Raw genomic sequence first — 20,130 nt, 5'->3', positions numbered from 1 at the left:
TCAGTCCGGCGGCGTACCGGCGTGCGCGCGGATCCAGGCGTGCATGGCGATTCCGCTGGCCACACCCGCGTTGATCGACCTCGTCGAGCCGTACTGGGCGATGGAGTAGAGCTGGTCGCAGGCGGCACGGGCCGGCGCGGAGAGGCCGGGGCCCTCCTGGCCGAACAGCAGCACACATTCCCGCGGCAGGGTGCCGGTCTCCAGCGGACGCGACCCGGGCAGGTTGTCGATGCCGAACACCGGCAACTGCCGCTCGACCGCCCAGGCGACGAACTCCTCGATCGTCTCGTGGTGCCGTACGTGCTGGTACCGATCTGTCACCATCGCGCCGCGCCGGTTCCACCGTCGCCGTCCGACGATGTGCACCTCGGCGGCGTTGAACGCGTTGGCGTTGCGCACCACAGTGCCGATGTTGAAGTCGTGCTGCCAGTTCTCGATCGCGACGTGGAAGCCGTGCCGGTGCCGGTCCAGGTCGGCGACGATCGCCTCGTGCCGCCAGTAGCGGTAGCGGTCGACGACGTTGCGCCGGTCCCCCTCCGCCAACAGCTGCGGGTCGTAACGGCTGTCGTCGGGTGGGTCCCCCGGCCAGGGGCCCACGCCCACCTCAAGCTGGTCGTCGGTCACGGTCATCAGAGGGTACGGACCGCGTCGGCGCCCGTCGCGGAGACCTGCCGGTCAGCCCAGGTCGAGGGCGGCACCGAGCCGGTCCAGGAAGCGCCGGTCCGCCGGGCTGGCCGGTGGGTCCACGCGACGCGCGCCGGTGCCGGGCACCGCGCGACAGACCCGGGCCGCCACCGACTGCACCCACTGGCGGTACGCGGCCGAGTCGGCGGGGTCGGCCCGCCGCCGGAGGACGCGGCTCGCTGCACGGCAGGCGGCCAGCAGGTCCACCAGGTCGGTGAGCCGCTCGGCGGGTTGCGGGGTGCCGTCGTGGCGGGCGTAGATCGTGGCGACCACAGCGCGGACCAGATCACTGTCGGAGGCTCGGCCCGCGGCCACGGCATCAAGGCCGGCCAGGCCGGCCATCACTCCACGCTCCGTCCGGCCAGGACCGGGCGCCGCGGCGGCCACGAGAACCCGACCGGGCAGGCCGGTGAGCAGATCCCACTCGGCGCCGGAGTAGACGGCGGTGGTCAAGGGTGCGGCTCGGCGGCCGGCAGAGGACGGCTCTCCCGCTACGGAGTGGCTCATCGGAACCTCCGGCGTCAGCATATGCCCCGCGACGGGAACAGGGCCCCTTCCCCAGCAGACCCGCTGTGGGGAAGGAGCCCGGTGTTCGTCGACGGTCGAGCCCGCCGCGACCGTCAGCGCGGCTCGGGGAAGCTGGGCCGCTCCGGATCCACGCCGTCGGGCACCGCAGCGGCCGCGTACTCCCGCTTGGGGACCATGACCTTGCGCCGGAAGACGCAGACCATCGTGCCGTCCTGGTTGTAGCCGCGGGTCTCCACCGACACCACGCCCCGGTCGGGTTTCGAGCCGGACTCACGCTTGTCCAGCACAGTGGTCTCGCCGTAGATGGTGTCGCCGTGGAAGGTCGGCGCGACGTGCCGCAGCGACTCGACCTCCAGGTTGGCGATCGCCTTGCCACTCACATCGGGCACCGACATGCCGAGCAGCAGTGAGTAGATGTAGTTGCCGACCACGACGTTGCGCTTGAACTGGCTGGCCGTCGCGGCGTAGTGCGCGTCCATGTGCAGCGGGTGGTGGTTCATGGTGAGCAGGCAGAAGAGGTGGTCGTCGTACTCGGTGACGGTCTTGCCCGGCCAGTGCCGGTAGACCGCGCCGACCTCGAACTCCTCGTAGTAGCGACCGAACTGCATGCTGGTCCCTTCGACGGGCGGCGATGGAGTTCGGCACAGCATGCCTTACCGATGGTTAAGGCGACCGGCGGGGCGCGACGGCGGCGGAAATGTCACACCGGTCACTCTGCCTGGGGGGAGACGCAATGAGCGGCGGGGCCCTCCCCGGCACCCGCCGCCCACGCTCTGATGTGAGGAATTCTGCCCTACGCCTGCGTAGGTTCAACAGAGATCGCGGTCACATTTATCTTTTTGTAACACTACTGTGCGTGACGAAGCGGAGGTTGATCAGCGATCTCCGCAGGCCGGATACCTCCTCGTCAAAGCCCAAGTTACCGATTCGTAGAGCTCAATCGCGTGGATCTCCCTGGAAACGCTCCCATTACCGCAGGTCACGCAAGTGCGTCATGCACTTGCGTTCCGCAGGTCGGGTGTGAACAGATGCCTGTCGATGGTCCCCGGCACCCCCCGGCAGCCCGGTGCACGTTTCGTGCCCCACCACCCGGGAATTCGATACGGTCAGCCCTGGTTCTACGGGACGTAGATAAACCGCGGTGATCGGAGAGTGCAATGGCAACCGTTGAGCTGACCTCGACCAACTTCGACGAGGTGACCGGCAACGACGGCATCGTCCTGGTCGACTTCTGGGCCGACTGGTGTGGTCCGTGCAAGCGGTTCGCCCCGGTCTACGAGCGCTCCTCGGAGAAGCACCAGAACATCGTCTTCGGCAAGGTCGACACGGAGGCTCAGCAGGAGCTGGGCGCCAAGTTCGACATTCGCTCGATCCCGACGATCATGGCGATCCGCGACGGCGTCATCGTCTTCGCCCAGCCGGGCGCCCTTCCCGAGTCCGCGCTGGAGAACCTGATCGAGCAGGTCGAGGCGCTGGACATGGACGACGTCCGCAAGCAGCTGGCCGAGCACAACCACTGAGTCGTCCCCACGACGACACGCGAGGCCGGGCCCGATGCGGGCCCGGCCTTCGTCGTACCCCCGCCAACTCCCGCATGATCACCTGCCTGGTCAGGCCGAACTGGCCGTCGGAGGGACCCGAGGGCGTCGGTACATCCCGTATCGTCACGACCCGATGGAGAACCTGACCACCCGCGGGCGCGTGACCCGGCTGGGCGCTACCGCACTGGGCCTCGCCCTGCTCGTCGTCGGCACCTTCTGGGGCGGCGACGACGACTTCCCGTTCGGCCCGTTCCGGATGTACTCCACCTCCAACCCGCCGAACGCACCTGCGCCCGACACCCGCGTCGAGGGGGTGAACAGCTCCGGGGCGGTGATCGACCTCGACCAGAACGCGACAGGCATCCGGCGCGCCGAGATCGAGGGTCAGCAGGCCCGATACGCCGCCGACCCGACGCTGCTCACCGAGGTCGCCGACGCGTACGCCGAACGCCACCCGGACGCCCCCGCGCTGGTGGAGGTCCGCATCGTCATCCGCTGGCACGGGATCCGCGCCGGCCGACCGACCGGCAGCCACACCGACCAGACCGTCGTCCGCTGGCAGGCCACCCGATGACCCGCTGGCTGACCGAGGCCGTACCCCGGGGGCGGGTGGCCGCCTTCCGCACCGTGGTCTACCTGTTCGTCGCCGCCGATCTGGTGATCTTCACCCCCTGGGTACGCACCCGGGTCAGCGTGCCCGGCGACCTCTACCAGCCACTCTTGATCGGCCGCCTGCTCCCACTGCCGACGCCAACCGAGACGCTGGTGACGGTGATCTTCTGGGCGTTGCTGCTGCTCGCACTCCTCGCCGCCACCGGACGAGCGCCCCGGCTGCTCGGCTGGGCGGTGTGCGCGCTCTACCTGGAGTGGATGATCATCGCGATGAGCTACGGGAAGGTCGACCACGACCGGTTCGGGCTGCTCGTCGCACTGGCAGTGCTGCCCACCGCCGGTCGCGCCCGACACGGCGACACCACCCGCACCGAGGCCGGTGGCTGGGCGCTGCGCGTCACCCAGATCGCGGTGATCTGCACGTACTTCCTGGCCGCCTTCGCCAAGCTGCGCTTCGGCGGTCTGGACTGGCTGACCGGCTCGGTTCTGGCCCGCGCGATCATCCGGCGCGGCACCGACCTGGCGGACCTCATCGCCCAGGTGCCGTACCTGCTCATCGTCGCCCAGTTCGGCATCGTGGCGTTCGAGCTGCTCAGCCCGGTGGTCTTCTTCCTGCCGCCCCGTTGGCGACACGCCATGGTCGGCTTCTTCTACTCGTTCCACGCGGTCACCATCGCGACCATCACGATCTCGTTCGCGCCGCACCTGGCCGCGATGACCAGCTTCCTACCGCTGGAGCGGGTACGCCCGTTGGTCTGGGGTCGCCGGCTCGTCAGGCGTGGCTCTCCCGAGGCGGCGACGACGGATGCCCCGCAACCGCGCCGCGCCGAGGTCGACCCGACGCCGGCCGACCCGGGCCCGGTGGCAGCCGGCGCGGGGCCGGCGCTCGACGATCAGGCGCCGGTGGTCGGGCGACCGGCCGGCCCGTAGAGCCGCTCCCGGGCTTCCTGGGGCAGGGAGCAGGCCGCCGTGCCACCGGGAAGTCGGTGCCGGTTGCGCGCCACCCAGCGGTACAACGGCCAGGCCGCGACGCGTACCGGAGGAATCCGCAGGCCGGCGCCGGCGACCCGCCAGAGCGGACCACTCGCGGCGAGCAGCTTCGCGATGGCGTCCGGGCCGGCCGCGCGTGAGCCGTCCGCGCCGACCCACTGCACTGCCTCCTCGCACTCGGCCACTGTGAGGCCGAGCGCGTCCAGGTCGGCGAACTGCCAGGGCACCACCCGTGCGGCGGTGGGGATGCGGCGCTCGATGAACTCCGCACAGCTCGTGCAGAACGCGCAGTCCCCGTCGTAGACGAAGGTCGACGTCTCCATGGCGTCCATCCTCCCCTCTCCGACCACCCGGACGCCCACCGGTGTACGGCGGGTCACTTGCGCTCACCTCGTACACGTGTTCGAATAGTGCCCATGCGCTGGGACAACCTCACCGCTCCCCCGGTCGAGGGAGACCCCGAGCGGGCAGCGCCAGCGACGCCACCCCTGCCGCTGGCGCTGCCCGGCGCCGTCGCCCGCACCTTCGACACCCCCGAGTTCGCCGGGATGACCTTCTACGAGGTGCAGGCCAAGTCCATCCTCAACCGGGTGCCCGGGCAGTCCCGCGTCCCGTTCGAGTGGACGATCAACCCGTACCGGGGCTGTTCTCATGCATGTCGATACTGCTTCGCGAGAAACACTCACACTTATCTCGATCTTGATGCCGGCGCGGACTTCGACCGCAAGGTGATCGTCAAGGTCAACGCCGGCGAGCTGGTCCGGCGGGAGCTGGCCGCGCCGCGCTGGCGGGGCGCGCACGTGGCGATGGGCACCAACGTGGACTGCTACCAGCGCGCCGAGGGTCGGTACCGGCTGATGCCGCAGATCATCGGTGCCCTGCGAGACTTCGCCAACCCGTTCTCGATCCTCACCAAGGGCACGCTGATCCTGCGCGACCTGCCGCTGCTGCGCGAGACCGCCGAGGTGACAACCGTGGGCATCTCCTTCTCGGTGGGGTTCGTCGACGAGCACCTCTGGCGCACCGTCGAGCCCGGCACACCGCACCCACGCCGCCGACTGGACGCCGTCCGGGCACTCGCCGACGCCGGCTTCTCCGTCGGCGTGCTGATGGCCCCGATCCTGCCCGGCCTCAGCGACAGCGACGAGTCGATCGACACCACCGTCTCGGCGATCGCCGCCGCCGGCGCGACGAGCGTGACCGCCCTGCCCCTGCACCTGCGCCCCGGTGCCCGGGAGTGGTACGCGCACTGGCTCGCCCGCGAGCACCCGCACCTCGTCCCCCGCTACCGTGAGCTCTACCGGGCCGGTGCGTATGCGCCGCAGGCGTACCAGCGGGAGTTGACCGCACGGGTGCGGATCGCCGCCCGCAGGCACGGGCTGCACCGCGGGGAGCGGGGCGACAACCGCAGCCTGCCCGAGCCGCCGCCGTCTACGGCCGAACAGCTGACGCTGCTGTAGTCGGAGCTACAGTCGGCGGGTGCGTACCGCTCAGCAGATCCTCGCCGACTCCGCCGTGATCGCCGTCGTGGGCGCGTCCCGCGACCCGTTCAAGGCCGCGCACGGCGTGCCGTTGCAGATGCAGCAGTACGGCTGGCGCATCATCCCGGTCAACCCGACGGTCGACGAACTGTTCGGAGAACGGGCCTACAAGACCCTCGCCGACATTCCCCACCCCGTCGACCTGGTGGACGTGTTCCGACCGGCGGCCGACGCCGTGCAGGTGGTCCGGGACGCGGCGGCGATCGGCGCCCCGGCGGTCTGGCTGCAACTGGGCATCGTCTCGGCCGAAGCGCGGCAGATCGCGGAGGAGGCCGGCATGGACTACGTCGAGGACCGTTGCCTCATCGTCGAACGAGCCGCCGCCAACCTGACCCGCCTGACCTGACCCACCCCACCCCATCCCGCGATCTTGCACTTACTGTCCCGGCATACCCGACACAAGGGGCAATCGGGCAACCGAAAGTGCAAGATCGCGAGGGCGGGGGGGCGGGGTTAGAGCTTGTATTCCTTGAGGAGGCCTCGGCTGATGATGGTCTTCTGGATCTCTGAGGTGCCCTCGCCGATGAGCAGGAACGGGGCCTCCCGCATCAGCCGCTCGATCTCGTACTCCTTGGAGTAGCCGTAGCCGCCGTGGATGCGGAACGCCTCCTGGACGACCTCGGCGCAGTATTCCGAGGCGAGCAGCTTGGCCATCCCGGCCTCGACGTCGTTGCGCTGGCCGGCGTCCTTGAGTCGGGCGGCGTTGACCATGAGGGCGTGCGCGGCCTCGATCTTCGTGCCCATCTCGGCGAGCTTGAAGGCGATCGCCTGGTGCTTGGCGAGCGGCTGGCCGAAGGTCTTGCGCTGCTGGGCGTAGCTCACCGCCAGCTCGAAGGCGCGGATGGAGATGCCGCAGGCACGGGCGGCCACGTTGACCCGGCCCACCTCGATGCCGTCCATCATCTGGTAGAAGCCGCGGCCCACCCGGTCGGCGCCGCCGAGGATCGCGGAGTCGGGCACCGTCACGCCGTCGAGCACCATCTCGGTGGTCTCGACGCCCTTGTAACCCATCTTCTCGATCTTGCCGGGGATGGTGAGGCCGGGGGCGGTCTCGCCGAAGCCCGGCTCCTTCTCCAGCAGGAAGGTGCTCATGTTGCCGTAGACGGACTCCGCGCCGGTGTCGGTCTTGACCAGGGTGGCCACCACCGAGGAGTAGGCCCCGTTGGTGAGCCACATCTTCTGCCCGTTGAGCACGTAGCGGTCGCCGTCGCGGACGGCCCGGGACTTGATCGCCGAGACGTCGGAGCCGGTCTCGGGCTCGGACATGGAGAACGCTCCGCGCACCTCGCCGGTGGCCATCTTCGGCAGCAGCCGGGCCTTCTGCTCGGCGGACCCGTGCTGGGAGATCAGGTACGCCACTATGAAGTGGGTGTTGACGATGCCGGAGATCGACATCCAGCCTCGGGACAGTTGCTCCACCACCAGCGCGTAGGTGAGCAGCGATTCACCGAGCCCGCCGTACTCCTCGTCGATGGTGAGACCGAACAGCCCCATCTCGCGCATGCCGTCGAGGATGTCGGTGGGGTACTCGTCGGCGTGCTCCAGCCGCTGCGCGTGCGGGATGATCTCCTTGTCGGCGAAGTCCCGAACGGTCTCCAGGATCGACTGTTGCACATCGGTCAGGCCGGGCGTCTGGGCGAGTCTGGCCATCTCAGCCTCCGGGGATCCGCGCACTACTCATGGGTAACTGAACGCTGGGTCAGTATCGGCCCCTCAGGTCGACGAGGCCAAGGTGACCAGTCCACACAACCGCTGTGAAAAGGTTCACCGCTGCGGGTAGCGTCCGGCAAGAGGGACTTTTCCGGCACCTGCAGGAGGAGGACAGCTGTGAGCTACCCGCCGTCGGGACCGCCGCCCGAGGACGAGCCGCCGCCGTCACCCTACGAGCCACCGAAGGACCAGTCGCCGTACGCGCCACCGCCGGCCGGCCAGCCGCCGTACACGCCGCAGCCGGACCAGCCGGCGTACGAGCTGCCAACGGAACGGTCACCGTACGGGCCACCGGCGGGCGAACCGTCGCCGTACGGCCACCAGGGCCCACAGCAGTCGGCGCACTGGAGCCAGCAGCCGCCGTACCCCCCGCAGGGCCCCTACGGCCAGTACGGCCCACCGCCGTCCGGGCCGGGTCGGGGCACCAACGTGCTGGCGATCCTGTCGCTGGTGTTCGCCTTCGTCTTTCCGCCGGCCGGCGCCGTGCTCGGCCACGTGGCCAAGCGGCAGATCCGCACCAGCGGCGAGGAGGGCGACCAGCTCGCGACCTGGGGGCTGATCCTGGGCTACGTCTTCACCGGGCTCACCGTGCTGGCCTGCTGTGGCTGGCTGGCGCTGGTGGCCTTCGGCAACACCGGCGACAGCGGCGGCTACTGACGAACGGGCCGGCGCTCGCCGGGGCCGTCAGCGGAAGCGGGCCTCGCGGACGCTGTTGCCGCCGTCCACCACAAGCATCTGCCCCGTGATGTACGAGGCGGCCGGCGAGCAGAGGAAGCTGATCGCCGCGGCGACCTCGTCAGGAGTGCCCGGTCGCCCCACCGGCGTGCCCAACCCCTGCTTGATCTCGGCCATGGTGGACGCCGCGGTGTAGATGGTGCCGGGCGCCACCGCGTTGACTGTCACGCCGTCGGCGATCATCTCCATGGCCAGGGCCCGGGTCAGCCCGACGACGCCGGCCTTCGCCGCGGCGTACGCGGCCTCGGTGGGCAGGGCGTTGACCGGGCCGGCAGTGGCCGACAGGTTGACGATCCGACCCCAACCCCGCTCGGCCATCCCCCCGATGAACGCCCGGCTGCACAGGAACGCTGTGGAGAGGTTGCGGTCGATCTCGCCGCGCCACTCGTCGTAGGTCAGCTGCGCTACCGGCCGCAGCACCCCCTGGCTGGCGCGACTGGCCAGGCCGGCGTTGTTCACCAGCACCTCGACGTCGCCCAACTGCTCGGCGACCGCATCGGCCAACGCGCCGACCTCGGACTCGTCGGTCAGGTCCGCGACGAAGCCGGTCACCCCCAGCTCGGTCGCCCGCTCGTGGATGCGTCGGGTGGTGGAGACGATAGCCACCCGTGCGCCCAGGTCGGCGAGTCGCCGGGCGGTGGCGTACCCGATGCCGTCCGGGCTGCCCGCCCCGGTGACCAGGGCGACCCGCCCGTCGAGGCGCATGGTGACCGGGTCGGTGAGCGCGACCGGCTCGTCGGGGCCGGGGCTGCCCGCCGGGGCGGCCGTCCGGGCGCGCCGGGCCGCGCCGGGGCGGCTGACGTCCCGTCGGGGTCGACTGCCGGAGCGGTCCGCGGCGCGCGCGTCGTATGCCATGTCAGGGATCCTGCCCGTTACGACCGGCCCGAGCAACGCGGCACCCGGAAGCAGGGGCGTCGGGTTTGGGCGGCGCTGGCTACCCTGTCTCCGCACCCCAACCTGACGGAGAGTTCGTATGACCAATCCCCCGCCGCCCGGCAACTGGAGCGATCCCACGTGGTCGGCCCAGCCGTCGAGCCCCGCACCGGACCCGACCCTGGTGGCCGGTCAGCCAGTGCCCGCGCAACCTGGCCCGGTCGACCCGTACGCCCCCGACCCGTACGCCCCGGTCGACCCGTACGCCGGCGTGAAGCACCCGGCGACCCAGCCGATGCCCGGTTACGCCCCGCCCGGATACGCCCCACCCGGTTACCCGCCGCAGTACCCCGGCTACGGCTACCCGCAGCCGCCGAAGACCAACGGAATGGCCATCGCGGCGTTCGTGCTGGCCCTGATCGGTTTCACGTCCTGCATCACCGCGCCGATCGGCGCGATCCTCGGGCACGTTGCGCAGAAGCAGATCCGGGTCAGCGGCGAGGGCGGGGCGGGGATGGCGAAGGCCGCCATCATCGTCGGCTGGATTCTCACCGGGTTCCTGGTGCTGTTGATCGCCATTTACGCCGCCGCGATCATCTACGCGATCGCGACGAGCGACAACAGCAGCAGCTACTGACCGGCGGCGGGCCGGCGTACCGCCGGTTGTCGGGCCGGACCGACAGCCGTCGGCGGTCGTCCCGGCCCGGCCGGTCAGCGCTCTGGTGGGGTGAACGACGAGGTACGGCTCATCCCGGCGGCCCGGCCCTTGGCCGCAACCACCAGCGCCATCTTGCGGGACGCTTCGTCGATCATCTCGTCGCCGAGCATCACGGCGCCGAGCCGGCCGCCGGCCTCCGAGGTGTAGTGCTCGTACGCGTCGAGGATCAGCTCGGCGTGGTCGTAATCGGCCTGCGCCGGCTGGTAGACCTCGTTGGCGGCGTCGATCTGGCCCGGGTGCAGCACCCACTTGCCGTCGAAGCCCAGCGCGGCCGAGCGCTTGGCCACCTCGCGGAACGCGTCGACGTCGCGGATCTGCAGGAACGGGCCGTCGATGGCCTGCTTGTCGTGCATCCGCGCGGCCATCAGGATCCGCATCAGGATGTAGTGGTACGGGTCGCCCGGGTAGTCCGGGATCAGGCCGCCGACCACCATCGACTTCATGTTGATCGACGCCATGAAGTCGGCCGGGCCGAAGATGATGGTCTCCACGCGCGGCGAGGCGGCGGCGATCGCGTCCACGTTGACCAGACCGGCGGCGTTCTCGATCTGCGCCTCGATGCCGATCCGACCGACCTCCAGGCCGATCGTCTTCTCGATCTGGGTGAGCGTCAGGTCCAGCCACTGCACCTGGGCGGCGGTCTGCACCTTCGGCAGCATGATGCAGTCCAGGTTGGCGCCGGCGCCCTCGACGACCTCGATGACATCCCGGTAGGTCCACGGGGTGGTCAGGTCGTTGACCCGGACCACCCGGGTCTTGCCGGCCCAGTCGCCCTCGTTGAGGGCGGCCACGATGTTCTTGCGCGCGTCCGGCTTGGCCAGTGGGGCGACGGCGTCCTCCAGGTCGAGGAAGACCTGGTCGGCCGGGAGGCCCTGGGCCTTGCCGAGCATCTTCACGCTGGAACCCGGCACGGCGAGGCAGGACCTGCGGGGGCGACCGACTGCGGCCATGGATGCGCTCCTTCCAGCGTCCGGCGGGCATGCCGACGCCACCTGACGACAGATCCGAGACCTTAACGATCCCAAAGGGCGTTGTGACGCCACGGTAACCTCGCGCCATGACCGGGGTGAATGGACCTGTGGAAGATCTCACTGGGCGTCGACTGGTGGTGGTGACCGGGGCCAGCTCCGGCATCGGGCTGGCCACCGCCGTGCACCTGGCCTGCCGGGGCGACCAGGTGGTGCTGGTCGGGCGGGACCCGGCCCGTCTGCAGGCCGCAGCCGAGCGGGTACGGGAGAACGCAGGTGAACGTCCGGAACTGTTCCGGGCCGACTTCGCGATCCTCGACGACGTACGTCGACTGGCCGAACAGCTCCGGGCCGCGTACGACCGGATCGACGTGCTGGCCAACAACGCCGGGGCCATCGCGCTGCAACCACTGAGGACCGTCGACGGTTTCGAGATGTCGATCCAGGCCAACCACCTGGCCCCGTTCCTGCTGACCAACCTGCTCGCCGACCGGGTGGGCCGGGTCGTGGTGACCGCCTCCGGCGCGCACCGCTTCGGCGCACTGGACCCGGACGACCTGAACAAGCCGCTGCGTGACTACCGGCCGATGGGCGCGTACGGCACCAGCAAGCAGGCGAACATCCTGTTCACCGCCGAGGCCACCCGGCGCTGGCCGGACCTTGCCGCGTACAGCTTCCACCCGGGGGTGGTCCGTACCCGGTTCGCCAACGACAGCAGGCTTGTCGCGTTCGGCATGCGCTTCATGCCGTTCCGCAGCCCGGAGAAGGGTGCCGAGACCCTGGTGTGGTTGGCCAACCAGGAGCGCTCCCGGCTGATCAACGGGGGTTACTACATCGACCGTCGGCCGCGTCGACCGCTCCGGAAGGCGGCCGATCCGCAGCTCGCCGCCCGGCTGTGGGCGGCGAGCGCCAAGGCTGTCGGTCTCGATGACTGACCGGGCCGGCGTGCTGACACTCGTCGCGATCGTCGAGTTCGCCGTCGGGGCAGAGGCCGCCGGGCAGCGCTACGAGGACGCCGTGCTGGCCCTGCTCGAACGGCACGGCGGCCGGCTGGAACGGCGACTGCGCGGCACCGACGGGCAGGCCGAGGTGCACGTGATCCGGTTCGCCGGACGGGCCGGCTACGAGTCGTTCCTCGCCGACCCGGACCGGGCGGCCCTGCGTGCCGCCCTCGGCGAGGCCGCCCCGACGACCCGGGTCATCGAGGTGCACGGAGGTTAGCCGCCGCGGAGGAGTCGGTCTGACCGTCGAGCGCGCCGACCTCGCAGCCACGACAGCACGGGCAGCGCGACCAGGACCGCCAGGATGAACCCCACAGCGAGCGCCCAGAACGGCGGTGGCCCGTAGTGAGGGCGGCCGGATTCGCGTACCGCCCCGTCGATCGCGAGGTCGGCGGCGACCGACAGGTCGGTGATGCCCTCCGGCGTCCGGAAGAGCACCTCCGGCGCGGTCGCCCCCCGACGTAGCACCACGAGTTCCACCGCCTCCGTGCCGACCTCGTGATAGGGCCCCCAGGCGACGTCGTGCTCCTCCGGGCTGTCCACCGCCGCCGGGCCCGGTACGCCGACCAACGCGACCGCCTCGTCCGCCGAGCGCCAGCCGAGCAGTTGCACGAACGAGCGGGAGCGCAGCGGCGGGAACGCCGCGCCGGCCAGCGGGGTGCCGTCGACTGTGGACCGGGGCACCAGCGTCCAGGTGCGTCGGTAGGACGGAACCGGGCAGTCAGTGCAGGTGGATCGGCCGAGGACAGCAACCGAACGGCCGTCCGGCAGCCAGGACCCGGCCCCGGCGAGCCGCCCGCCCGCCAACGGCAGCTTCCGGTACGGCTCGGCCACCCGATCCGCGCCCGCGTCGTCCACCCGGGCCAACCAGACCTCGTCGCGGAGCTGAAGGGCGAGGTCGCCGCCGTCCGGCGACAACGCGGCAGTGCGCCCTGGCGGAACCCAGGTGGTGCCGACCCGCACCCGCAGCACGTCGGTTCCGCGATCCCGGTCGTAGACCCCCACGTACGGGGTGGAGTAGGTGTTCGGGGACGTGAACGAGGTGTCGTCGTCGGCGTACACCAGGCGTTTCCCGTTGGGCGCGAACGCGAGTGGATAGCCGTCCGGGCGGTCCGTGGTGGTCCTTCCGGACGTGAGATCGAGCAGCGACGCGCCCATCCAGACATACCGGCCGTCCGGGGAGAGCATCGCCTCAAAACCCGCGACGGCCGGATCGCCGTTCAGCACGCGGTAGCGGTCGTCGTCGGCGGCCACCACAGCCATCCGGGTCTCGAGCCAGTTGGTGCGCACGGCGGGACCGCCGAAGAGCATCGCGGCGGCACCCGGCGCCGACGCCCCCACCGAGGCGGTCCGCAGCGGCGGGTCGACGAGCCGGGTGGGCAGGCCCGGGGCGTCGTGCCGAGGGCTGGCGGGCAGCGGCAGGGCGACTGGATGCAGCGCGTACCCAGTGCCCAGGAGCAGGACCAGGACGGCGAGCGCGCCGGCGACGACGGCCCGGCGACGACGGTGCCGGGTCCGCGCCGCGTCGAAGAGCCCCTCCGGTACGCGCGCGGGCGGCACGTCGTCCGCGAGGCGACGCAGCGCTTCGGAGAGCCGAGTGGTCACCGGGCCACCTCCTGCGGGTCACGGCCGACGAGTTCGGCCAACTCGGGGGCGAGGACACGGAGTCGATTGAGGGCGTGGCGGGTCTGACTCTTCACCGTGCCGACCCGACAGCCGAGCAGTTGCGCCGTCTCCGTCTCGGTGCGGTCCTCGTAGTAGCGCAGCACGAGGACCGCGCGCTGCCGCGCGGTCAACCGGGCCAGCGCCGCCGACAGCACCAGCCGCAGATCGGTGTCGTCACCCGGCCCGGGGCGTTCCGGCAACGCCCCGTCCAGCCGCTCCGGTGGGCGGGCCCGCCGCCAGCGCCACCAACTGGCCGCCTGCGTGCAGAGCACCCGGCGCAGGTAGGCGCGCGGGTCGACGATCCGCTCCCACCGCACCGCGACCCGAGCGAGTGCCACCTGGACCAGGTCCTCGGCATGATGCCGGTCACCGGTCAGCAGGTACGCGAGCCGGGTCAGCCCGGCGGTCTCGGCCCGGACGAAGTCGGCGAAGCCGTCCCGGGTGCGGTCCTCAGTCGTCAACGGATCGCCCTCCTCACCCGGACAGACGCCGGGCGGGCCCTCCGCGGAGGGAACCAGCGTTGATGTTGTGTTCCTCGCCGACGGGGAACTGGGCAGGCTGCTCGCCGCTCTCGGCGACTCCGCGCCGACCACCAGGGGGCGTCGAGGTGCGGGGAGGTGCCTTCCACCTTCACTTCATCATCCTCGACCCGCGATAACAAGACTTGATCTTGGCCCGGTCGGCGGTCAGGGTAAGTCCATGGATTTCGATGCGACAGCCACCGCGCGACGGGCCCTGTGGATCGGTGGCGGACAGTGGGCGGGTAAGTCCACTGTCGCCGTCAACCTGGCGCTGCGGCACGGGCTGACCGCGTACCTCTACGACCGGCACGACGCTCGCGGCCACGACGACCGACGCGTGGCCGACCGCGTCCGACGTGGTGACCCGCCGGCTGACCCCGACCCGGACGCCGCCTGGGTGCACACCGATCCGGCGCGGATGGCGGCCGAGACACTGGCCGGCTTCCCCCGTCGCTTCGAATGGGTGCTCGACGACCTCAGCGCACTGGTCTGCGGACGGCGGGTGGTGGCCGAGGGTTGGGGACTGCGAGCGGAACTGGTCGCGCCGCTGGTGGAGTCGGTACGGCAGATGGTGGTGCTGGTGCCCACCCCCGGGTTCCGCGCCCACCAGATCACCCGACTGCCCCGGGCCAGCGCTGCGGTAGCCGGGGCGAGCGACCCGGTTCTTGCGAACCGTCACCGGTGGGAACGCGACGAGTTGGTGGCGGCGGATGCGATCGTGCAGGCCGAGCGACTGAAGGTCCGCGTGATCCGGGTCGACGGCAGCCTGGACGGCGAGGGACTGACCGACCTGGTCGCGGACCACTTCGCCGCGTACCTGTGAATCTCCGTCAGGACAGTGGCGTCGGGTCGGCGGGCAGGGCGGTGGGTTCGGCCGCACGGCGGCCGGCGCGGGCGCCGCCCAGCACCACCACCGCCACCCCGGCCAGCAGCAACGCCATCCCCAGCAGCGCGTACGGGCGGGGCAGCTGCCCCAGCCAGGCCCAGCCGAGCACCGCCGCCCCCGGCGCCTCCAGCAGGATCAGCACGCTCACCGTGGTCGCCGGGATCTTCCGTAGGGCGTAGTTGAACATCGAGTGCCCGAGCAGTTGGGCCCCAGCCACCAGGGCCAGGATGGCCAGCCAGGTACGGCCGTCGAAGCCGGTCAGCCGTACGCCGCCGACCAGGCACAGGGCCAGCAGGATCAGCGCGCAGATCCCGTAGCAGATGGTGGTGTAGGTGGTGGTGCTGATGCTGACCCGGGCACGTTCGCCGAAGGCGGTGTAGACGGCGGCGAACATCGCGCCGACCAGCGCCAGCACGTCACCGAGGACGGCCCGGCCGGAGACCCCCACGTCCACCCCGGTGGCGACCGCCGCGCCGCCGACCGCCACCGCGATGCCGATCCACACCACCCGGGGCAGCGGACGCCCCTGGGCGCGGGCGATCAGCCCCTGCCAGACCGGCTGGGTGGCGACCAGGGCGGTGGACGTGGCGACCGAGGTGAGCTGGGCGCTCGGCACCCAGGTCGCGAAGTGCCCGGCCAGGGCGACGCCGGAGAGCACGCAGAACAGGCCCTCCCGCCGGCCCGCGCCCACTGTCAGTCTGCGGAACTCGGCGCGGCGTCGGACCAGCGCGAAGGGGCTCAGCACGGCCACCGCGAGCAGGTTGCGCCAGAACGCGATGGCCAGCGCGGGGGCGGCGGCGTACGCGATCAGCGGCGCGGACGACGACACGGCGACCACGGCCAGCCCGACCGCTCCGGTGGTCAGCGGGTCCAGGGACGGCCGGGGTGAAGGTGGGGGCACGGGACGTAATCCTCACACGTATGACGGTCAGCACAGAGGGTCATCACTCCGTTACGATCACGCGGGTTCGCGCCGACGACCCTCGACCGCCCGGAGGCGCTCCCCCATGCCCAGCTACCAGGCGGTGCTGTTCGACTTCTTCGGCACCCTGACCCGTTCGGTACAACGCGGTGTCGCGCACGTCGGCACCGCCGAGCTGCTCGGGTGTCCCACCGAGATCTTGACCGAGGTGCTGAACCGCACCTACTACGAGCGGGCCAGCGGCCGGCTCGGCGACGCGGAGGCGACACTGCGCTGGGTGTGCGCCCAGGCCGGCGTACACCCCAGCGACCAGGCCGTACGGGCGGCGGTGGCGTCCCGGCACCGGGCGGTCCGCGCCGACACCTGGCTACGGGCCGACGCGGTGCCGGTGCTGGCGGCTCTGCGCCAGCGCGGCCTGCGCACCGGCGTGATCAGCGACTGTACGCACGAACTGCCGGCCTTCCTGCCGCAGCTCGCGGTCGCCCCCCTGCTCGACGTGCGGGTCTTCTCGGTGCAGGTCGGGCGGTGCAAACCGGACCCGACGCTCTACCTGACGGCCTGCCAGCGGCTCGGGCTCGCGCCGGGCGACTGCCTCTACGTCGGTGACGGCGGCAGCCAGGAATTGACCGGCGCCGAGCGGGCCGGGATGACCGCCGTCCGGCTCGCCGCACCGGATCTGGCCACGCACATGGTCTTCAACGCCGACCGGGACTGGCGCGGCCCCACGCTCGGCACCCTGGGCGATGTGCTCGCCCTCGTCGACGCCGACGCCACGGTGGCGGGCGTCGGCGGTCGGACCGGCTGATCAACCGATCAGCGGCGGCGGACCCGGTGCAGGCGGAACGGCTTGCGGGTGGCCCGGACCGCCGGAGTCGCCCGAGGTGGCTCGGCCTGCGCGTCGGCCGGTAACTCCGCTCCGGCCAGCGGCGTACCGGCCGGGGCAAGGCGGTTCACAGCGCATCCGTCGGCGGCCCATCGGGCCACCAGGTCAGCGGTCGGACCGGGCGCGTTGAGGCGCTTCGCCGCCACCAGCGGCGCGGCGACGTCCCACGCCTCGGTGCCCGGCTGCAACCGGCTCACCCGGGCCGGCCAGGTGACGATCCGGCCGCCGTGGTCGCCGCGCAGGGTGACCTGGGCCTCGGTCGCGTCGGCGAGACCCGGTGCGGCCTGCTCGCCCGGCCCGCTGACCACCAGCAGCGCGCCCTCCAGCGGGGCGCACCAGAGCGCAAGCGCCGGCCCGCCCGCAACGCTGACCCAGGCCACGGCGGCCTTCTTCATCGCCTCGTCGACCAGTGGGGTGCCCCCGGGGGCGTCCTCGTCCGTCACACCCGCATCCTCCCGCATCGGCGCCTCCGCTCAGCCCACGAACGGCGGCACGGCGATCTCGCCGCGGGCCACCGGCACCACCTGGCCGGCGACCGTCGCGCCGACCGCCACCCCGTTCGCCGCTGTGACGGTGCAGGCCAACGCGGACGGCCGGTTCATCTCCGCGCCCTGACGGACCGCGTACTCCGACCGCCCCTCGCCGGGCAGCAGACCACTCGCCACCAGCCAGACACCGAGGCCGAGCGCCGCCGAACCGGTCGCCGGGTCCTCCGGAACGCCGATCCCCGGCACGAAGACCCGGGCGTGCGCGGTTTGCGCCGCCGCGTCCCAGGAGAAGACGCTGACGTGCGACACCCCGTACCGCTGCGCCGCCGCCGGGTCCACCCGGGCCCGGGCCACCGACTCCGGACGCACCGGCAGGTACGGGAACTCCAGCCCGCAGCCGGCGACCCGTGGCGCGGGCCCGATGTGGTCCCCGGCGACCAGGCCGGCGATCTCCAGCAACGGCTCCGGGTCCAGCTCCGGCCCGAGCGTCGGGGCGCCACCGGTCAGCGTCGCCCCGGACGCGGTCACCTCGATCGGCAGCACACCGGCCCGGCACTCCTGGGTGACCTGCCCCACACCGAACATGCCCCGCCGGCAGGCGGTGACCGCCGCGCCGACGCTGGGGTGACCGGCGAAGGGCAACTCCTCCACCGGAGTGAAGATCCTGGCCCGGTAGGTGACGCCGACCTGGGTCGGCGGCAGCACGAACACCGTCTCGGACAGGTTGAACTCCAACGCGAGCGCCTGCATCTGCTCGGTGGCCAGCGCCTCCGCGCCGAACACCACCGCCAGCGGGTTGCCGGCGAAGGGGCGATCGGTGAAGACGTCCACGATCTCGTAGGCCACTGTCGACATGTTGATAAACACTAGGCGCTTAGGCTGGTGCCCGTGAGTACGCCGACCCGGGTCTACATCGCCCGTCTCGCCGGAGTCGCCGTCTTCGACCCGAACGGCGACCAGGTGGGCCGGGTTCGTGACGCCGTGGCACGGCTGCGGGCGACGAAACGTCCGCCGGAGGTGGTGGGCCTCGTCGCCGAGATGCCGATGCGTCGTCGGATCTTCCTGTCCATCAACCGGATCACCTCCATCGACGCGGACGCCGTCGTGCTCGGCTCCGGCACCCTCAACCTGCGCCGGTTCGAGAAGCGCCCAAACGAGCTGTTGGTGCTCCAGGAGCTGCTCGACCGGCGGGTGCAACTCGACCCGGGCGGCCAGCCCGGCGCTGTCGTGGACGTCGCGATGGAGTGCACCAGGGGCGGCGAGTGGTCGCTGACCCGTGTCGCCGTACGCGAGCAGACCGGTCGGCTCAGCCGCCGCGGCCACCTGCACCAGGTCGAGTGGGACCGGGTGCGCGGGCTCAGCGGCATCGCCGACAACCGGGGTACGGCGAACCTGCTCGCCGTCCTGGAGGACATGCGCCCCGCCGACCTGGCCAACGCGTTGCAGGATCTGCCCGACGCGCGACGCAACGAGGTCGCGGCCGCGCTGGACGACGAGCGACTGGCCGACGTGCTCAGCGAGCTGCCGGAGCACGACCAGGTGGAGATCCTCGCCGCCCTGGACCGGGAGCGGGCCGCCGACGTCCTGGAGGAGATGGACCCGGACGACGCCGCGGACCTGCTCAACGAACTGCCCCCACCCGAGCAGGACGTGCTGCTGGACCTGATGGAGCCGGACGAGGCCGACCCGGTACGCCAACTGCTGAAGTACACCCCCGGCACGGCGGGCAGTGTGATGACGTCCGAGCCGGTCATCCTCCCGCCGGACGCCACAGTCGCCGAGGCGCTGGCCCGGATCCGGGAGCCACAGCTGTCCCCCGCCGTCGCCGCGCAGGTCTTCGTGACCCGGGCACCGCAGAACACGCCGACCGGCCGTTACCTGGGCATGGTGCACTTCCAGGCCCTGCTGCGCGAACCACCGGCCGATCTGCTGGGCAAGGTGGTGGTCAACGACATCGACCCGCTGCGCCCCACCACGCCACTGCCGGAGATCACCCGCCGGATGGCCACCTACGACCTGGTCGCCATGCCGGTGATCGATCGCAACAACCGGCTGGTCGGCGCCGTCACGGTCGACGACGTGCTGGACCACTCGCTGCCCCGGGACTGGCGGGACCGCGACGCCCTGGCCGCCCCGGGCACCACCGACCCTGCGCTGGACGGCGCGGATGGCTGAGCAGCGGCGGAACGAACGGCTCGACCAGCCGCGCGAGCCCCGGGGCGTCAAGCTGCCCCGGTTCGACGCGGAGGCGTTCGGTCGGTGGTCCGAGGGCATCGCCCGGGGCATGGGCACCGCGAACTTCATCGTCGTCATGACTGTGGTGATCGCGATCTGGTTCGCCTGGAACACCCTGGCCCCGGCGAACCTGCGCTTCGACCCGTACACCTTCACGTTTTTGACCCTGGTGCTGTCGTTGCAGGCCAGCTACGCGGCCCCGCTGATCCTGCTGGCCCAGAACCGGCAGGCCGACCGGGACCGGGTGGCCCTGGAGGAGGACCGGCGGCGAGCCACCGCGCAGAAGGCGGACACCGAGTACCTGGCCCGGGAGATCGCGGCCCTGCGGATCGCCCTGGGTGAGGTGGCCACCCGTGACTTCCTCCGCTCCGAGCTGGCCCGGCTGGCCGAGGAACTGGACGAGATGGGGCAACGCCGGCAGCGACTGGAGCGCCGCCAGCAGGAGAAGGACAGCCGGCAGGAGCGACGTGGCCAGCGGCCGACCGACGGTGTCGGCCTGGAGGAACCCCGCGACGACCTGGACGGCGACTTCACCCGGGACGCCCGGCCGGACGGCACCGGCCCGCGCCGGTCAGAGAGCTGACCGACGGGTCATCGATTGGCTCACACCGCCCCGGGCAGCGGCGGCA

25 protein-coding genes are annotated in these 20,130 nt (G+C 71.5%); 13 read left to right on the top strand and 12 right to left on the bottom strand.

Annotation, left to right across the window (positions count from 1 at the left end):
- The 3 genes from AB0K35_RS29950 to AB0K35_RS29940 all read right to left on the bottom strand — a co-directional run bounded on the left by AB0K35_RS29950 (position 1) and on the right by AB0K35_RS29940 (position 1,820).
- Positions 1 to 624, bottom strand: a complete 624-nt coding sequence (locus AB0K35_RS29950) for an RNA methyltransferase (protein ID WP_238671367.1) — start codon at positions 622 to 624, stop codon at positions 1 to 3.
- Positions 625 to 675: 51 nt separating this feature from the next.
- Positions 676 to 1,212 carry a hypothetical protein gene (locus AB0K35_RS29945; RefSeq protein ID WP_238671199.1) on the bottom strand — a complete coding sequence of 179 codons (537 nt, stop codon included), beginning with the start codon at positions 1,210 to 1,212 and terminating at the stop codon, positions 676 to 678.
- 92 nt (positions 1,213 to 1,304) lie between these two features.
- Complete coding sequence (locus AB0K35_RS29940) at positions 1,305 to 1,820, bottom strand: MaoC family dehydratase (protein ID WP_030486570.1); 516 nt, start codon at positions 1,818 to 1,820, stop codon at positions 1,305 to 1,307.
- A gap of 549 nt (positions 1,821 to 2,369) precedes the next feature.
- Here AB0K35_RS29940 and trxA point away from each other — a divergent pair.
- The 3 genes from trxA to AB0K35_RS29925 all read left to right on the top strand — a co-directional run bounded on the left by trxA (position 2,370) and on the right by AB0K35_RS29925 (position 4,295).
- Positions 2,370 to 2,732 carry a thioredoxin gene (trxA, locus tag AB0K35_RS29935; protein WP_007455291.1) on the top strand — a complete coding sequence of 121 codons (363 nt, stop codon included), beginning with the start codon at positions 2,370 to 2,372 and terminating at the stop codon, positions 2,730 to 2,732.
- 154 nt (positions 2,733 to 2,886) lie between these two features.
- Entirely contained in the window at positions 2,887 to 3,327 is a 441-nt protein-coding gene (locus tag AB0K35_RS29930; protein WP_238671200.1) for a hypothetical protein, read from the top strand.
- Entirely contained in the window at positions 3,324 to 4,295 is a 972-nt protein-coding gene (locus AB0K35_RS29925) for an HTTM domain-containing protein (protein WP_238671201.1), read from the top strand. The genes AB0K35_RS29930 and AB0K35_RS29925 overlap by 4 nt, the downstream gene beginning before the upstream one ends.
- On the opposite strand, the gene AB0K35_RS29920 is transcribed toward AB0K35_RS29925, so the two are convergent.
- On the bottom strand, positions 4,259 to 4,678 hold the full coding sequence (locus tag AB0K35_RS29920; protein ID WP_109819716.1) for a thiol-disulfide oxidoreductase DCC family protein: 420 nt from the start codon (positions 4,676 to 4,678) through the stop codon (positions 4,259 to 4,261). The genes AB0K35_RS29925 and AB0K35_RS29920 overlap by 37 nt on opposite strands.
- 93 nt (positions 4,679 to 4,771) lie before the next feature.
- Here AB0K35_RS29920 and AB0K35_RS29915 point away from each other — a divergent pair, with 93 nt between their 5' ends.
- On the top strand, positions 4,772 to 5,815 hold the full coding sequence (locus AB0K35_RS29915; RefSeq protein ID WP_363889664.1) for an Rv2578c family radical SAM protein: 1,044 nt from the start codon (positions 4,772 to 4,774) through the stop codon (positions 5,813 to 5,815).
- A gap of 19 nt (positions 5,816 to 5,834) precedes the next feature.
- The gene (locus AB0K35_RS29910) at positions 5,835 to 6,242 is read left to right on the top strand and encodes a CoA-binding protein (RefSeq protein ID WP_151489547.1); all 408 of its coding nucleotides are present in this window, start codon (positions 5,835 to 5,837) and stop codon (positions 6,240 to 6,242) included.
- A gap of 107 nt (positions 6,243 to 6,349) precedes the next feature.
- Here AB0K35_RS29910 and AB0K35_RS29905 read toward each other — a convergent pair whose 3' ends face one another.
- The gene (locus tag AB0K35_RS29905) at positions 6,350 to 7,546 is read right to left on the bottom strand and encodes an acyl-CoA dehydrogenase family protein (RefSeq protein WP_238671203.1); all 1,197 of its coding nucleotides are present in this window, start codon (positions 7,544 to 7,546) and stop codon (positions 6,350 to 6,352) included.
- Between the two features lie 177 nt (positions 7,547 to 7,723).
- Between AB0K35_RS29905 and AB0K35_RS29900 the strand changes: the two genes are divergently transcribed.
- Entirely contained in the window at positions 7,724 to 8,263 is a 540-nt protein-coding gene (locus AB0K35_RS29900; RefSeq protein WP_238671204.1) for a DUF4190 domain-containing protein, read from the top strand.
- Between the two features lie 27 nt (positions 8,264 to 8,290).
- Here AB0K35_RS29900 and AB0K35_RS29895 read toward each other — a convergent pair whose 3' ends face one another.
- Complete coding sequence (locus AB0K35_RS29895; RefSeq protein ID WP_210781830.1) at positions 8,291 to 9,196, bottom strand: SDR family NAD(P)-dependent oxidoreductase; 906 nt, start codon at positions 9,194 to 9,196, stop codon at positions 8,291 to 8,293.
- 118 nt (positions 9,197 to 9,314) lie between these two features.
- Between AB0K35_RS29895 and AB0K35_RS29890 the strand changes: the two genes are divergently transcribed.
- Entirely contained in the window at positions 9,315 to 9,851 is a 537-nt protein-coding gene (locus tag AB0K35_RS29890) for a DUF4190 domain-containing protein (RefSeq protein ID WP_363889659.1), read from the top strand.
- A 74-nt stretch (positions 9,852 to 9,925) separates the two neighbouring features.
- Here the strand turns inward: AB0K35_RS29890 and AB0K35_RS29885 are convergent, their stop codons facing one another.
- On the bottom strand, positions 9,926 to 10,882 hold the full coding sequence (locus AB0K35_RS29885; RefSeq protein WP_238671206.1) for a CoA ester lyase: 957 nt from the start codon (positions 10,880 to 10,882) through the stop codon (positions 9,926 to 9,928).
- A gap of 128 nt (positions 10,883 to 11,010) precedes the next feature.
- On the opposite strand from AB0K35_RS29885, the gene AB0K35_RS29880 reads away from it, so the two are divergent.
- Positions 11,011 to 11,835 (top strand): SDR family NAD(P)-dependent oxidoreductase, encoded by an 825-nt coding sequence (locus AB0K35_RS29880; RefSeq protein ID WP_238671368.1) that lies wholly within the window; start codon positions 11,011 to 11,013, stop codon positions 11,833 to 11,835.
- Positions 11,828 to 12,121, top strand: a complete 294-nt coding sequence (locus AB0K35_RS29875; protein ID WP_363889656.1) for a hypothetical protein — start codon at positions 11,828 to 11,830, stop codon at positions 12,119 to 12,121. The genes AB0K35_RS29880 and AB0K35_RS29875 overlap by 8 nt, the downstream gene beginning before the upstream one ends.
- Here AB0K35_RS29875 and AB0K35_RS29870 read toward each other — a convergent pair.
- Both AB0K35_RS29870 and AB0K35_RS29865 read right to left on the bottom strand, forming a co-directional pair.
- Complete coding sequence (locus tag AB0K35_RS29870; protein ID WP_363889653.1) at positions 12,118 to 13,506, bottom strand: hypothetical protein; 1,389 nt, start codon at positions 13,504 to 13,506, stop codon at positions 12,118 to 12,120. The genes AB0K35_RS29875 and AB0K35_RS29870 overlap by 4 nt on opposite strands.
- Entirely contained in the window at positions 13,503 to 14,027 is a 525-nt protein-coding gene (locus tag AB0K35_RS29865; protein WP_355005104.1) for a SigE family RNA polymerase sigma factor, read from the bottom strand. Before AB0K35_RS29865 ends, AB0K35_RS29870 begins: the two co-directional genes overlap by 4 nt.
- Before the next feature lie 238 nt (positions 14,028 to 14,265).
- Here AB0K35_RS29865 and AB0K35_RS29860 point away from each other — a divergent pair, with 238 nt between their 5' ends.
- Positions 14,266 to 14,910: a hypothetical protein gene (locus AB0K35_RS29860; RefSeq protein ID WP_363889650.1), complete on the top strand. Its 645-nt coding sequence runs from the start codon at positions 14,266 to 14,268 to the stop codon at positions 14,908 to 14,910.
- Positions 14,911 to 14,917: 7 nt separating this feature from the next.
- Here the strand turns inward: AB0K35_RS29860 and AB0K35_RS29855 are convergent, their stop codons facing one another.
- Complete coding sequence (locus tag AB0K35_RS29855) at positions 14,918 to 15,874, bottom strand: DMT family transporter (protein ID WP_363889647.1); 957 nt, start codon at positions 15,872 to 15,874, stop codon at positions 14,918 to 14,920.
- Between the two features lie 106 nt (positions 15,875 to 15,980).
- Here AB0K35_RS29855 and AB0K35_RS29850 point away from each other — a divergent pair, with 106 nt between their 5' ends.
- On the top strand, positions 15,981 to 16,700 hold the full coding sequence (locus AB0K35_RS29850; protein ID WP_238671208.1) for an HAD family hydrolase: 720 nt from the start codon (positions 15,981 to 15,983) through the stop codon (positions 16,698 to 16,700).
- A gap of 8 nt (positions 16,701 to 16,708) precedes the next feature.
- On the opposite strand, the gene AB0K35_RS29845 is transcribed toward AB0K35_RS29850, so the two are convergent.
- Positions 16,709 to 17,239, bottom strand: coding sequence for a hypothetical protein (locus AB0K35_RS29845; protein WP_112669808.1), 531 nt, complete (start codon positions 17,237 to 17,239; stop codon positions 16,709 to 16,711).
- A gap of 12 nt (positions 17,240 to 17,251) precedes the next feature.
- Positions 17,252 to 18,121: a PhzF family phenazine biosynthesis protein gene (locus AB0K35_RS29840; protein WP_238671209.1), complete on the bottom strand. Its 870-nt coding sequence runs from the start codon at positions 18,119 to 18,121 to the stop codon at positions 17,252 to 17,254.
- A gap of 33 nt (positions 18,122 to 18,154) precedes the next feature.
- On the opposite strand from AB0K35_RS29840, the gene AB0K35_RS29835 reads away from it, so the two are divergent.
- Complete coding sequence (locus AB0K35_RS29835; RefSeq protein WP_238671210.1) at positions 18,155 to 19,441, top strand: CBS domain-containing protein; 1,287 nt, start codon at positions 18,155 to 18,157, stop codon at positions 19,439 to 19,441.
- Positions 19,434 to 20,084, top strand: a complete 651-nt coding sequence (locus tag AB0K35_RS29830; protein ID WP_238671211.1) for a DUF1003 domain-containing protein — start codon at positions 19,434 to 19,436, stop codon at positions 20,082 to 20,084. Before AB0K35_RS29835 ends, AB0K35_RS29830 begins: the two co-directional genes overlap by 8 nt.
- The last annotated feature ends 46 nt before the right edge of the window (positions 20,085 to 20,130 follow it).

Source organism: Micromonospora sp. NPDC053740 (assembly GCF_040677775.1).
Classification (GTDB): domain Bacteria; phylum Actinomycetota; class Actinomycetes; order Mycobacteriales; family Micromonosporaceae; genus Micromonospora; species Micromonospora alfalfae.
This window is presented reverse-complemented; position numbering and strand designations above follow the sequence as displayed.